The sequence below is a fragment of the Pseudomonas serboccidentalis genome (genome assembly GCF_028830055.1).
In the GTDB taxonomy this organism is placed as follows: domain Bacteria; phylum Pseudomonadota; class Gammaproteobacteria; order Pseudomonadales; family Pseudomonadaceae; genus Aquipseudomonas; species Aquipseudomonas serboccidentalis.
In genome coordinates this window covers 4,319,698-4,333,345 of record NZ_CP101655.1, presented here as the reverse complement: position 1 = coordinate 4,333,345, position 13,648 = coordinate 4,319,698, and the positions used below count along the sequence as shown (strand labels likewise).

Sequence of the window (13,648 nt, the reverse complement as noted above, 5' to 3'; positions counted from 1 at the left end):
TGACGGGGCTGGCGGTTCAGCCGCTGGCCCTCACAGCCCCCTTTTCGAATCGCCCCCAAATCCCCTGTAGGCGTGAGCCTGCTCGCGATGGCGGTGTGTCAGACAAACCCTTTACCGCCTGACATACCACTATCGCGAGCAGGCTCACTCCTCCAGTTTGATCTGTGCTACTCCAGTGGCATCACGGTGACGCGAACCTCCGGGTCATGGCTACCGCCCCCCAGAATCACCCCGCGCAACGGCGACACATCGGAAAAGTCCCGGCCCCATGCCAGCGTGATGTGCTCCAGCGCCGGCTGCACATTGTTGGTTGGATCGAAATCCACCCAGCCCAATACCGGACAGAACACCGAGACCCAGGCATGCGACGCGTCGGCGCCGATCAGCCGTGGTTGCCCTGGCGGCGGCTGGGTCAGTAGATAGCCGCTGATGTAACGCGCCGCCAGCCCTCGCGAGCGCACGCAGGCGAGCATCAGGTGGGCGAAGTCCTGACATACACCGCGTCGGCGCTCCAGCACTTCCACCAGCGGCGTTGCCACTTGAGTGGCCTCGGCGTCGAAGGTGAATTCGCTGAAAATCTTCTGCATCAAGGCCTGCACGCCGAGCATTAACGGCCGACCCGGCGGGAAGCAGCTTTCGGAGAACTCGACGAAGCTGCGCTTCAGATGCACGTAGGGTGACTGAAAGCGATATCGACAAGCCTGCAGCAGCTCGGCGGACAACGGCTGGCTGCTGTAGGTCAGCGCATCGCGTGTCTGCTCCCACGCTGGGGACAGATTGAAGTCCGCCAGCGGTCGCGCCAGCACCTCTACGGTGAGCCGTGCGTTGACCTGCAACTCGTCGTGCGGTCGCTCGAAAGCCAGACGGGTCAGCGGATTGCCGAAGACATCGAGTTCATCACGCCGGGTGGTCGGCTCCGGACTGATCAGCAATTGCTGCTCGGTGCAGCGCTGCCATGTGCACTCACGGGGCCACAGGTGCGCCAATTGCTGCGCCAGCGACACCGGGCTGTCGTAGTGATAACAGGTATCGTGGAAGATCTGGTAATGCGCGCTCATCAGACGGACACCGTACGCTGGCTGACATCATCGACATGGGCAAAGTGGCGCAGCGCCAGGCGATCCGAGACTTGCCCGCTGGCCTCGGCAATCTCTTGCAGCAGATCCGCCAGACCATCGAGTGCCGCACGCACGCTGGACTCGCCGAACAGCGAGTTTTCCAGACAGCCCAGATCAAAACGTGCCAGACGCTCGACCAATTGCGGCAGTCCGGCCTCGCGGGGCACGCCGAAATCATCGTTCAGGCGCTTCAGCGTGCGGGTCACCAGTTTCAGTTGGAACAACACCGCATGCGGGTTCTGTTCGTCGAGCAGCAACAAATCGAGTACTGGGATCAACTGCGCCACCGCCAGATAACGCGACCGGTAAGTGATGCTGCTGTTGCCCAGCTCCAGCAGCCACTCCAGCCCCGCCTGATCGAATGCGGCGCTACCGCGCAGGAACGCGGCGAGGCTGCTGCTGAGAAACTGCAGACGCTCGATGCGCCGGCCAATCATCAGGAAGCGCCAGCCTTCGTCGCGGGTCATGTCGTCCAGCGCAAAACCGGACAATGCCGCCAGCGACATCACCAGACGGTTGAGAAAATCCAGCAGTTCGCCAAAGTCCGGCGCGTCGGTGTCCAGCTCCATGGCTTCACGCTGCAACTCTACCAAGGCCTGCCAGTTTTCCCGGGAGAGCTTGCCGCGCACCTGCGAGGCCGCCCACTGCAAGCGCTGCAGGTTGGAACGCAGGCTGAACGACCAGTCCTCGCCGAGCAGCGCCGCCAGCAGGCGCTCCGGCAGCTCGCCCTCCTCCGGCAGCAACATCAGGCGCTCGCCCAGCTCGACCGCCGCCTGCAACGCTTGCGGATCGTCGCCATCGACATAGCGCGCCAGCATGATCCGCAGCAATCGCGCACTGTCATCGCAGCGCTCGCAGTAACGGCCAAACCAGAACAGGTTCTCCACCACCCGCGACGGCAGGTAGGGGTCACGTCGTACCAGGTCGTGCACACCGACGTTGCGCTGTGTCTTCCACTGCTCGCCACTTGGCGGGCGCTCGCCCAGCACCCAGGTGTCCTTACTCGCGCCACCGCGTTGCATCGACACCACTTCGGCATCAGCCTCGGCGGCGACCCGGGTCAGGCCACCAGGCAGCACGCGGTAGCCGTCACGACTGGCCACCGCGTACATGCGCATGCCGATGGCCCGCGGTTGCAGTTGGCCGTCCTCGGCTTGCCAGATCGGCGCCTGGGACAACTGCGCCAGTTCTTGTGCCACGTAAGCATAGGGCCGGGCCTGCATGCGCTCGGCGAGCGCCTGGCGCTGTTGTTCATTCAGATCCCGACCGAAGACCGGGGCAAAACTTTGTGAGGGGAACGCCGGTTTGATCAGCAGCTCCGGCAGTTTTTCCAGCGCCTGCGCCAGCACTGGCGCCTCGCCGCACCACCAGGTGGCGATGGACGGCAGGATCAGCTCTTCGCCGAACAGGTATTGATTGATCTTCGGCAGGAACCCGAGCAATCCCGGAGACTCCAGCACGCCGCTGCCCAGGGCGTTGGCCACCAGCACCCGCCCCTGCCGCACCGCCTCCAGCAAGCCGGGCACACCGAGTGCCGAGTCGGTACGCAGCTCCAGAGGATCGCAGAAGTCATCGTCGAGCCGGCGCATGATCGCGTGCACCCGGCGCAGGCCGCTGAGCGTTTTCAGGTACACGGTGGCATCGCGCACCGTCAGGTCGCCGCCCTCCACCAGTGGATAACCGAGCTGACGCGCCAGATAAAGATGTTCGAAATAGCTTTCGTTGAAACGCCCGGGCGTCAGCAGCACCACCAGCGGCGCGTCATCATCACAGGGCGCCTGACGCGCGAGGGTTTCCTGCAGGGTGCGGAAAAATCCGGCCAGGTGCTGCACCTTCAAGTCGCGGTACAACTCGGGAAAGGCGCGGGACACGATGGTGCGGTTTTCCAGCGCATAACCGGCCCCCGACGGCGCCTGGGTGCGATCCGCGGTGACCCACCAGCGCCCGTCCGGCGTGCGCGCCAGGTCCACGGCGTACAAATGCAGAAAGGCCTCTTCCGGCGGCGCAATGCCCTGGCACGGCCAGAGAAAATTGTTGTGGCCGAAGACCAGTTCCGCCGGCAACAGTCCTTCACTGATCAACCGCTGCGGGCCGTACAGATCCGCCAGCACCGCATTGAGCAGGCGCGCCCGCTGGGCGATCCCGGCTGACAACTGCTGCCACTCATCGGCGGCGATCACGTGCGGCAGCAAGTCCAGCTCCCACGGCCGGTCAGCACCCTTGGGGTCGGCATAGACGTTATAGGTGACGCCGTTTTCCTGAATCTGCCGGGCCAGCAACGCCTGACGCTGCACCAGTTGCGCCGGGCTGCTGCGCTGTAGCTGATCGAACAGCCGCCGCCAGTGCGCGCGCACTTCGCCGCTGTTATCCAGCAGTTCGTGATAAGTGCCCGCGGTGCGCGGGTAGCGGTCTAGCAGGTCAGGCATGGAAAGCTCGGCAGACAGCAAGGAACGGTCAGACTAACGCAGGCACATGACACGCGGATATACGAAAAATCCGCATGGCGCGTACGAACTAGAAACGTCGCAAATCGAGAGTCATCGGCAGCTCGTCGGAGATTGTCAGGTTCGGTATCGGAAGTTTCCCCGGCGTATGTCCGATGCGGAAAAACCGCGCCATGCGCCGACTCTCCGCTTCGTTGGCATTGACCGGTAATGTCTCGTAGTTGCGCCCGCCCGGGTGCGCCACGTGGTACTGACAACCACCCAGCGAGCGCTGCATCCAGGTGTCGAGCAGGTCGAACACCAGCGGCGCGTGCACCGGGATGGTCGGTTGCAGGCAGTTGGCCGGTTGCCAGGCCCGAAAGCGCACGCCGGCAACGAACTCGCCGATGCGTCCGGTCGGTTGCAGCGGCACCGGGATGCCGTTGCAGGTCAGCAGGTAACGCTGCGGCGGCAGCCCACTGAGTTTGATCTGCAAACGCTCCAGCGACGAATCGACATAACGCACCGTGCCGCCCGCCGTGCCCTCCTCACCCAACACATGCCAAGGCTCCAGCGCCTGGCGCAATTCCAGTTCGATGCCATTGACCGCGTAATCGCCGACCTTGGGGAAACGGAACTCCAGGTGCGCGGCGAACCACTCGGCACGCAACGGATAACCGGCGTTGTTGAGTTCGACGATGACGTCGGCGAAATCCTGCTCGATGAAGTGCGGCAGCATGAAGCGGTCGTGCAGCTCGGTGCCCCAGCGTGCCAGTTTCGGCGGCGCATACGGCTCGCGCCAGAACCGTGCAACCAGTGCCCGCAGCAACAATTGCTGGGCCAGACTCATGCGCGCATGCGGCGGCATTTCAAAGGCGCGTAGCTCCAGCAGACCGAGGCGCCCGGTGGCACCGTCCGGCGAATACAGTTTGTCGATGCAGAATTCGGCGCGATGCGTGTTGCCAGTGACGTCGATCAGCAGATTGCGCAGCAGTCGATCCACCAACCACGGCGGGCATTCTTCGCCCACTTCCGGCATTTGCGCGAAAGCGATTTCCAGCTCGTACAAGGCGTCGTTGCGCGCCTCGTCGACCCGTGGCGCCTGCGAGGTCGGGCCGATGAACAAACCGGAAAACAAGTAAGACAACGACGGGTGGTTGTGCCAATAGCTGATCAGGCTGCGCAGCAGATCCGGGCGGCGCAGGAATGGCGAATCCGCCGGGGTCGCACCACCGAGGACAAAATGGTTGCCACCACCGGTGCCGGTGTGGCGCCCGTCGATCATGAACTTTTCGGTGGTCAGGCGGGTTTGCCGTGCCTCTTCATAGAGAAACTCGGTGCGCTCGACCAGTTCGTCCCACGTCGCGGACGGCTGCACGTTGACCTCGATCACGCCCGGATCCGGGGTAATGCGGAAGTTACTCAGGCGCGGATCACTCGGCGGCTCATAACCTTCCAGCAGCACCGGGCAATGCAGCTCTTCGGCGGTGGCTTCGATGGCCGCCACCAGTTCCAGATAATCCTCGACCCGCTCCAGCGGCGGCATGAACAGATACAGCCGCCCCTCGCGCGCCTCGGCGCAAAACGCGGTGCGGGTCAGCCAGTCGGCGGACTCGTCGATTTTCGGCGAGCGTTCGTCGGCAGATACAGGCTCGCCATGGCTATTGAGCTGCGTCGCGTCCGGTAGCGGTGGGAAGTCCTGATTCGGATCGTTGGGATGAATGAACGGATACTCGGCGGCCTTCACCCACGGCTGCGAACCGAGCGGCAGGCGATAGCCCAGCGGCGAATCCCCCGGCACCAAGCGGCAATGCTCATCGCGCAGATACCAGCGCCCGCTCTGCCATTGATCACCCTTGGCAGTGCGCGCCAGCGGCAGCACCTGGCCGATGACCTTATCGAGGCCCTGACTGAAGACTTTGCGCAGACGCGCGCGCTCCAGCGGCTCCTCCAGTCGTGAGTCTTCGGCACTGACGTTGCTCGGCAGCGCGCCCTCACGCCAGAGGTAATAGAAATTGTCTTCGTAGGCCGGAAACACGAAGCGCGCGGGCAATTTCAGACGCTCGGCGACACTCGCCAGAAAGCGCCCGGCCAGCGTACCGTCAGCGCCGTAGTCCTGCTGTTCGTCGGCAATCAGCGCGTTGTTGTGCCAGATTGGCACGCCGTCACGACGCCAGTAACAGTTCAGCGACCAGCGCGGTAACTGCTCGCCCGGGTACCACTTGCCCTGACCGAAATGCACCAGGCCTTTGGGCGCGTAGTGTTTGCGCATGCGCTGGAACAGCTCGGCGGAGAGCCGGCGCTTGTCCGGGCCCAGTGCAGCGGTGTTCCATTCAGCACCGTCGGGGTCGTCGATGGAAACGAAGGTCGGCTCGCCGCCCATGGTCAGTCGCACATCGCCTTCCAGCAGATCGGCGTCGATCTGCCGGCCCAGCGCCTGAATCGCCAGCCACTGCTCGTCCGTGTAGGGCTTGGTGACCCGTGGTGCTTCCCAGATCCGCTCCACCGACATCTCGTGGCTGAACTGGCATTCGCACGGTTCCACCAAGCCACTGATCGGCGCCGCCGAGGATGGATCGGGACTACAGGCCAACGGGATATGCCCTTCACCGGCGAACAATCCGGAAGTGGCGTCGAGGCCGATCCAGCCAGCACCGGGCAAGTACACCTCGCACCAGGCGTGCAGGTCGGTGAAATCGACTTCGGTGCCGGACGGGCCGTCGAGGCTTTTCACGTCGGCGGTAAGTTGAATCAGGTAGCCGGAGACAAACCGCGCGGCCAGCCCGAGGTTGCGCAACAACTGCACCAGCAGCCACGCCGAGTCGCGGCAGGAGCCGCAAGCGTGTTCGAGGGTGTGTTCCGGGGTTTGCACGCCCGGCTCCATGCGGATCAGGTAGCGGATGTCTTCGCTGAGACGCTGATTGAGCATCACCAGGAAATCCACCGCGGGCAGCGGGGTGCGATCGATGCTGTCCAGATAGGCTTTGAAGGCCGGGGTCAGCGGCAAGGTTTCGAGGTACGGCGCCAGCTCCTTGCGCTCATCGGCGGCGTAGGCGAAGGGGATTTTCTCGGCGTAGGGCTCGAGGAAGAAGTCGAACGGATTGAACACGGCCATCTCGGCCACCAGATCGACTTCGATGCGCAACTCATCGGTTTTCTCGGGAAATACCAGACGCGCAAGGTAGTTGCCCTGGGGATCCTGCTGCCAGTTGATGAAATGCTGCTCGGGCGAGACTTTCAGCGCATACGACAGTATCCGCGTGCGGCTGTGGGCAGCCGGGCGCAGGCGAACGATCTGCGGGCCGAGTTCGACAGCGCGGTCGTAGCGGTAATGCGTGACGTGATGCAATGCGACATGAATCGACACGGCGTGCCTCCTGCGAGCCTAAGCGTATTCGAAAGCGCGCAAAACTTATGCCATGCAGGGGCTTGGGCGCTTTCCCGGAATGCTCAGGGCAGTACAGCACCAAAATCGGGCGATGCGGGGAAATGGATTGAGGAAGTTGCGCCTAAATGTGGCGAAGATCAAAAGATCGAGCCTTCGGCAGCGCCTACTGGGAAACGCACGACCTAATGTAGGAGCTGCCGAAGGCTGCGATCTTTTTGACCCCAAAAAAAACGCCAACCCGAAGGTTGGCGTTCTGTTGAACCAAAAAGCGACTTAGCGCGGTACCACTGGCTTGCGAGCCGGCTTCGGCCCTTTGCCTTTCGCGGCTTCCTTGCGCTCCTTGGCCGCCTGCTGGTTGCGGGCAAATGCCGCCGCCTTGGCCTGTTCACGCTTGTCCCATGGGTTGCCACCGTCACTGGCACGCGGTGGCAAGCCGTTGTGCTGGGTGAGAATCTTGGTGGTCTTCTCTTTGCCCTCTTTCGCGACCTTGTGGCTGCCGGCTGGCGTCGAATTCTTGCGACGGGCGCTCTGGTAGCTGTCGGTGGCCGGCTGGTGCAGCGGGATCAACTGGTTCTTGCCCGGCCCGATCAGGTCGGCGCGGCCCATGCGGATCAGCGCTTCACGCAGCATCGGCCAGCCTTTCGGGTCGTGATAACGCAGGAACGCCTTGTGCAGACGACGCTGCTCCTCGCTCTTGACGATGGTCACACCGTCGCTCTTGTAGGTGACCTTGCGCAGCGGGTTCTTGCCCGAGTGGTACATCGCGGTGGCGGTGGCCATCGGCGACGGGTAGAACGCCTGCACCTGGTCGGCACGGAACCCGTTGCCTTTGAGCCACAGCGCCAGGTTCATCATGTCTTCATCGGTGGTGCCCGGGTGCGCGGCGATGAAGTACGGAATCAGATACTGCTCTTTGCCGGCTTCCTTGGTGTACTTCTCGAACATGCGCTTGAAGCGGTCGTAAGTACCGATACCCGGTTTCATCATCTGGTTGAGCGGACCTTCCTCGGTGTGTTCCGGGGCGATCTTCAGGTACCCGCCGACGTGGTGGGTCACCAGCTCTTTGACGTACTCCGGCGACTCGACCGCAAGGTCATAACGCAGGCCGGAGGCGATCAGGATCTTCTTCACACCCGGCAAGGCACGGGCGCTGCGATACAGCTGAATCAGCGACGAATGGTCGGTGTTCAGGTTCGGGCAGATGCCCGGGAACACGCAGGACGGCTTGCGGCACGCGGATTCGATTTCCGGGCTCTTGCAGGCGATGCGGTACATGTTCGCGGTCGGGCCGCCGAGGTCGGAAATGACGCCGGTGAAGCCTGGAACCTTGTCGCGGATCTCTTCGATTTCGCGAATGATCGACTCTTCGGAACGGTTCTGGATGATCCGGCCTTCGTGCTCGGTGATCGAGCAGAAGGTGCAGCCGCCGAAGCAGCCACGCATGATGTTCACCGAGAAACGGATCATGTCGTAGGCCGGGATCTTCTCCTTGCCGTACGCCGGGTGCGGAACCCGTGCGTAAGGCATGCCGAACACGTAGTCCATTTCTTCAGTGGTCATCGGAATCGGCGGCGGGTTGAACCAGACGTCGATCTCGCCATGCTTCTGCACCAGCGCACGGGCGTTGCCCGGGTTGGTTTCCAGGTGCAGCACGCGGTTGGCGTGGGCGTACAAGACCGGGTCGTTACGCACCTTTTCCATCGACGGCAGGCGGATCACGGTCTTGTCGCGGGTCATGCGCGGGCTGGCCAGGATCTGTACGACCTTGGCTTCCTCGGGATCATCCACCGGGCCCTTTTCTTGCTCGATGGCGCAGGCCTGGGTGTCCTGGGTGTTCACGTACGGGTTGATGATCTTGTCGATCTTGCCCGGACGATCGATACGCGTGGAGTCGACTTCGTACCAGCCTTGCGGCGTGTCACGGCGGATGAACGCGGTGCCGCGCACGTCGGTGATGTCTTCGATCTTGTGACCGTAAGACAGACGCTGGGCCACTTCGACAATGGCGCGCTCGGCGTTGCCGTACAGCAGAATGTCAGCGCTGGCGTCGATCAGGATCGAGTTGCGCACGCGATCCTGCCAGTAGTCGTAGTGAGCGATGCGACGCAGCGAGGCTTCGATGCCGCCGAGTACGATCGGCACGTGCTTGTAGGCTTCCTTGCAGCGCTGGCTGTAGACCAGGCTCGCGCGATCCGGACGTTTGCCGGCCATGCCACCCGGGGTGTAGGCGTCGTCGGAACGGATTTTCTTGTCCGCGGTGTAGCGGTTGATCATCGAGTCCATGTTGCCGGCCGCGACGCCGAAGAACAGGTTCGGCTCGCCGAGCTTCATGAAGTCGTCTTTGGACTGCCAGTTCGGCTGGGCAATGATCCCGACGCGAAAGCCCTGGGACTCCAGCAGCCGGCCGATGATCGCCATGCCGAACGACGGGTGATCGACGTAGGCATCACCGGTGACGATGATGATGTCGCAGGAATCCCAGCCGAGCTGATCCATCTCCTCCCTGCTCATCGGCAGGAATGGCGCTGGCCCGAAACATTCGGCCCAGTACTTTGGATAGTCAAATAACGGCTTGGCTGCTTGCATGTCGATAACCGGTGTTGGCTTTCATTGAATTTCGCGGGCGCGGAATATAGCACAAATTTTGACCAATTCCGACGGTTGTGGTCGGAAATTGCCAGCGCCCTACTGTGGCGAGGGGACTTGTCGAATCGTCGCACCGTCCCGCTCGGCCGCGAAGCAGTCGTAAATACTGAAGATGCGGTTTAGCAGAATGAGCATTGGGGCCGCTTCGCTGCCCAACGGGGGCAAGCCCCCTCGCCACAAAAGCTCTCTAGCCACAGGGCTTCGCGTTATTCGTCGTCGTCGAAGTTGTAACTGCCCGGCGCCAGGTTTTCGAATCGCGTGTATTTACCGATAAACGCCAAGCGGATAAAGCCGATCGGGCCGTTCCGCTGCTTGCCGATGATGATTTCGGCAATGCCCTTGTGCTCGGTTTCCGGGTGATACACCTCGTCCCGGTACACGAACATGATGACGTCGGCGTCCTGCTCGATCGCTCCGGATTCCCGCAAGTCGGGTTCAGCGGTATCTATGGGGAGGGATTGAACAAGAAAAGATGAATCACCGGAGAGTTGCATTCCTTGACCTAAAGGATCCCTGTCACCAGGACAGGGTCCGTTAGGCGATTTCTTTAATTAAAGTAGACTATCGATCCGCGCTGATCGTATGGATCGCCTCCATCGGCAGCCCATCCTTCAAAGGTCGATCGAGGAAACTGAGAGGGCGTGTATTTGTGGCCGAACATCAGGTATACAGCCTCGTTGGGCCCAACATCAACACTGACCTTCTCAAGCACCGTCTTGCCAGGACCCAAAAGAGTCACCGTGACAGTTTCACCAACCGAGGACAAGGTACTTACCCTCACTCCGACCGTCCGGTTTTTGAATTCCTCATAAGAAAATGGCCTCCCACCTACACCACCTACGTGATCTACCGGTGATTTTCCCGGTTCGACAGTACATATGTTCAAGGCATACTGCTTTCTATCCGACGCCGATTGAGTATCCGAAATAGTCATGGTGCAAGCTCCTTGCTGTTGAGGAGGAGCCATTTAAACGCACACCAAAAAACCCGCCTACTGTCAAAGTTGACAGGTATGGGAGGATTCCCGACTAACGGTGGAAGCCGCCAGGGCACAAGGCATACGCGGCTGAGACACCTGTCAATTGCCTGACTCCGTGGGCAGGAAGATGCTGTGGCGTAATGCCATGCATCTTACAAGCACACAAGGTGCTTCGCTGAGTTCGAATTACTCGTCGTCGTCGAAGTTGTAACTGCCCGGTGCCAGGTTTTCGAATCGCGTGTATTTACCGATAAACGCCAAGCGGATAAAGCCGATCGGGCCGTTCCGCTGCTTGCCGATGATGATTTCGGCAATGCCCTTGTGCTCGGTTTCCGGGTGATACACCTCGTCCCGGTACACGAACATGATGACGTCGGCGTCCTGCTCGATCGCTCCGGATTCCCGCAAGTCGGAGTTCACCGGGCGCTTGTTGGGACGTTGCTCCAGGGAACGGTTGAGCTGCGACAGCGCCACCACCGGGCAGTTGAATTCCTTGGCCAGGGCTTTGAGGGATCGCGAGATCTCGGAAATCTCGTTGGTCCGGTTGTCACCGCTGGAGCCCGGGATCTGCATCAACTGCAGGTAGTCGATCATGATCAGGCCGACATCGCCGTGCTCGCGCACCAGTCGCCGGGTCCGCGCGCGCATTTCCGACGGGCTGATACCGGCGGTGTCATCGATGAACAACTTGCGGTCGTTGAGCAGGTTGACCGCCGAGGTCAGGCGCGGCCAGTCGTCGTCCTCCAGTTGGCCGGAACGCACCTTGGTCTGGTCGATACGGCCCAGGGACGAGAGCATACGCATGATCAGCGATTCGCCTGGCATCTCGAGGGAGTACACCAGCACCGCCTTGTCGCTGCGCAGTACGGCGTTTTCCACCAGGTTCATCGCGAAGGTGGTCTTACCCATCGACGGACGACCGGCGACGATGATCAGGTCGGACGGCTGCAGGCCGCTGGTTTTCTCGTCGAGGTCGGTGTAGCCGGTGGACAGGCCGGTGATTGCGTCGGCGGTGTTGAACAGGGTGTCGATGCGATCGATGGCCTTGGTCAACAGTTCGTTGACCCCTACAGGGCCGCCGGTTTTGGGCCGCGCTTCGGCGATCTGGAAGATCTGCCGTTCGGCTTCATCGAGGATCTCTTCGGCGGTGCGGCCTTCAGGGTTGAAGGCGGCGTCGGCGATTTCGGTGCTGATGCCGATCAACTGGCGCAACGTCGCACGCTGGCGAACGATCTGCGCATAGGCCTTGATGTTGGCGACCGATGGCGTGTTTTTCGCCAGTTCGCCCAGGTAACCGAGGCCGCCGACCTGGGACGTCTGACCTTCCTTGTCCAATTGCTCGGCAAGGGTCACGACGTCGATCGGCATGTTCTGATCGGCCAGTTTGGCGATCGCACGGAAGATCAAACGGTGGTCATGCCGGTAGAAATCGCCGTCGGAGACTTGATCGAGCACGCGTTCCCAGGCGTTGTTGTCCAGCATCAGACCACCGAGTACGGCCTGTTCGGCCTCGATGGAATGCGGCGGCACTTTCAGCGCGGCGGTTTGCAGGTCGTATTGCTCGGGAGCGGAGATTTCGTTCATGGCCACTTGGAGTCAGGTTTGAAAACGGGAGTACCAGAAAGACAAAGGGCACGACCTGTAAACAGGATCGTGCCCGATGTTACCGGCAAGCACCCGAGGGTGCCAGCCGACAAGTGTTGCTTAAGCTGCTACCACGACAACGCGTACGGTGGCTTCAACTTCGGCGTGCAGGTGCACAGCCACGTCGAATTCACCCACGTTGCGGATGGTGCCGTTCGGCAGACGAACTTCGCTCTTCTGCACTTCAACGCCGGAAGCGGTCAGTGCATCAGCGATGTCGTGAGTACCGATCGAACCGAACAGCTTGCCTTCGTCGCCAGCGGTGGCAGTGATGGTCACTTCCAGCTCGGCCAGTTGGGCAGCACGGCTTTCAGCCGATGCTTTACGGTCTGCGGCGGCTTTTTCCAGCTCAGCGCGACGCTCTTCGAACGCAGCCAGGTTGGCAGCGGTCGCAGCGGTAGCTTTGCCGAAAGGCAGCAGGTAGTTACGGCCGTAACCGGCCTTAACGTTTACTTTGTCGCCCAGGTTGCCCAGGTTGGCGATTTTTTCCAGAAGGATCAGTTGCATGTGGAAATCCTCTTAACTTTTAACCTTCACCGTTCGCGTTATCGGTGTCTTTCGACACGTGACGACCGCGAAAATCAATCAGGCTGTCGACAATGGCCAGAACCACGAGCAACGGATAGATCAGCTGCATGAACAGCAGCAGCGTGACGTACAACCCCACCAGCCAGAAACCGGCCAGTCGCTTCTGCCCGACCAGCCCGTGAATCAGGGCCAGTCCGGCGAACACCAGCGGTACGCTGCACAACGGCGTCAACATGGCCATCTGTGCACCGAGATTCGGGCCCAGAAGCATCAACGCCAGCAGCAACATCGCCGGCCCCAGCGGTATCCGGATGGCGCGAAACTCGCGACCAAAACCACCCGGGTTGTACAACAACGCCTGCCAATGCCGCCCGACAATCAGGCTCAGCACGCTGACGATCTGCAACAATGCCGCAATCAGTCCGGTCAGGACTGGTGCAATCAGGGACGCGAACCGCGCTTGCTCATCGACCGACAATTGCTTGTAGGTATCACCAAGAAGCGCCGGCATGACCTTTATCAAGGCCTGCGCGAGCATCTCGATCTGGGCCGCAAACGCCGCCCCGAGCACCACTGAAAACACCACTCCAATCACTACGCTGACCAGCAGCGTGCGAACCCAGGACTCGCTTGCGCGCAAAACCAACGCAAGCCCCGAAGACCCCAGCAGCACCAGAAGTGCCCGTGGGTCATCGGCATACAGCCACCAGATCAACGCTGGCAGCAGCCCCAGAGACAGAACACCCAGGGCGTCCGTCAGTCCGCGCCGCAGAAGCACCAGGCTCCCGGCGGCAGCACCCAACCAATACAACAACGGCAATGTTGCACATCCGGCCACCACGAGAGTGGCCTGCATACGGCCTCGCATGATGAACTCAGCTAAGGCACGCATGCATTCAATCCTTTGCTACTTGTCGACTGC

8 protein-coding genes and 1 pseudogene are annotated in these 13,648 nt (G+C 61.5%); all 9 read right to left on the bottom strand.

Annotated elements, in window-relative coordinates:
* Positions 1-167: 167 nt before the first annotated feature.
* On the bottom strand, positions 168-1,058 hold the full coding sequence (locus NN484_RS19765; RefSeq protein ID WP_127649026.1) for a transglutaminase family protein: 891 nt from the start codon (positions 1,056-1,058) through the stop codon (positions 168-170).
* Positions 1,058-3,544 (bottom strand): circularly permuted type 2 ATP-grasp protein, encoded by a 2,487-nt coding sequence (locus NN484_RS19760; RefSeq protein WP_215501328.1) that lies wholly within the window; start codon positions 3,542-3,544, stop codon positions 1,058-1,060. Before NN484_RS19760 ends, NN484_RS19765 begins: the two co-directional genes overlap by 1 nt.
* 88 nt (positions 3,545-3,632) lie before the next feature.
* On the bottom strand, positions 3,633-6,908 hold the full coding sequence (locus NN484_RS19755) for a transglutaminase family protein (protein WP_215501327.1): 3,276 nt from the start codon (positions 6,906-6,908) through the stop codon (positions 3,633-3,635).
* 294 nt (positions 6,909-7,202) lie between these two features.
* Complete coding sequence (locus NN484_RS19750; protein ID WP_127649023.1) at positions 7,203-9,515, bottom strand: YgiQ family radical SAM protein; 2,313 nt, start codon at positions 9,513-9,515, stop codon at positions 7,203-7,205.
* A gap of 266 nt (positions 9,516-9,781) precedes the next feature.
* Positions 9,782-10,006: pseudogene (locus tag NN484_RS19745) on the bottom strand (DnaB-like helicase C-terminal domain-containing protein); the annotation flags it as partial.
* A gap of 116 nt (positions 10,007-10,122) precedes the next feature.
* A complete protein-coding gene (locus NN484_RS19740; protein WP_127649022.1) occupies positions 10,123-10,509 on the bottom strand; it encodes a hypothetical protein in 387 nt (128 codons plus the stop codon).
* Positions 10,510-10,740: 231 nt separating this feature from the next.
* Positions 10,741-12,138 carry a replicative DNA helicase gene (gene dnaB / locus NN484_RS19735; RefSeq protein ID WP_064585715.1) on the bottom strand — a complete coding sequence of 466 codons (1,398 nt, stop codon included), beginning with the start codon at positions 12,136-12,138 and terminating at the stop codon, positions 10,741-10,743.
* Positions 12,139-12,258: 120 nt separating this feature from the next.
* Positions 12,259-12,705 carry a 50S ribosomal protein L9 gene (gene rplI / locus NN484_RS19730; protein WP_003221136.1) on the bottom strand — a complete coding sequence of 149 codons (447 nt, stop codon included), beginning with the start codon at positions 12,703-12,705 and terminating at the stop codon, positions 12,259-12,261.
* A 19-nt stretch (positions 12,706-12,724) separates the two neighbouring features.
* On the bottom strand, positions 12,725-13,618 hold the full coding sequence (locus NN484_RS19725; RefSeq protein WP_064585714.1) for a hypothetical protein: 894 nt from the start codon (positions 13,616-13,618) through the stop codon (positions 12,725-12,727).
* Positions 13,619-13,648 lie beyond the last annotated feature (30 nt).

Coding starts and splice junctions, on each gene's coding strand:
- NN484_RS19725 (WP_064585714.1), bottom strand. CDS start 13,618: ATGCGTGCCTTAGCTGAGTTCATCATGCGAGGCCGTATGCAGGCCACT.
- NN484_RS19760 (WP_215501328.1), bottom strand. CDS start 3,544: ATGCCTGACCTGCTAGACCGCTACCCGCGCACCGCGGGCACTTATCAC.
- NN484_RS19765 (WP_127649026.1), bottom strand. CDS start 1,058: ATGAGCGCGCATTACCAGATCTTCCACGATACCTGTTATCACTACGAC.
- rplI (WP_003221136.1), bottom strand. CDS start 12,705: ATGCAACTGATCCTTCTGGAAAAAATCGCCAACCTGGGCAACCTGGGC.
- NN484_RS19740 (WP_127649022.1), bottom strand. CDS start 10,509: ATGACTATTTCGGATACTCAATCGGCGTCGGATAGAAAGCAGTATGCC.
- NN484_RS19750 (WP_127649023.1), bottom strand. CDS start 9,515: ATGCAAGCAGCCAAGCCGTTATTTGACTATCCAAAGTACTGGGCCGAA.
- dnaB (WP_064585715.1), bottom strand. CDS start 12,138: ATGAACGAAATCTCCGCTCCCGAGCAATACGACCTGCAAACCGCCGCG.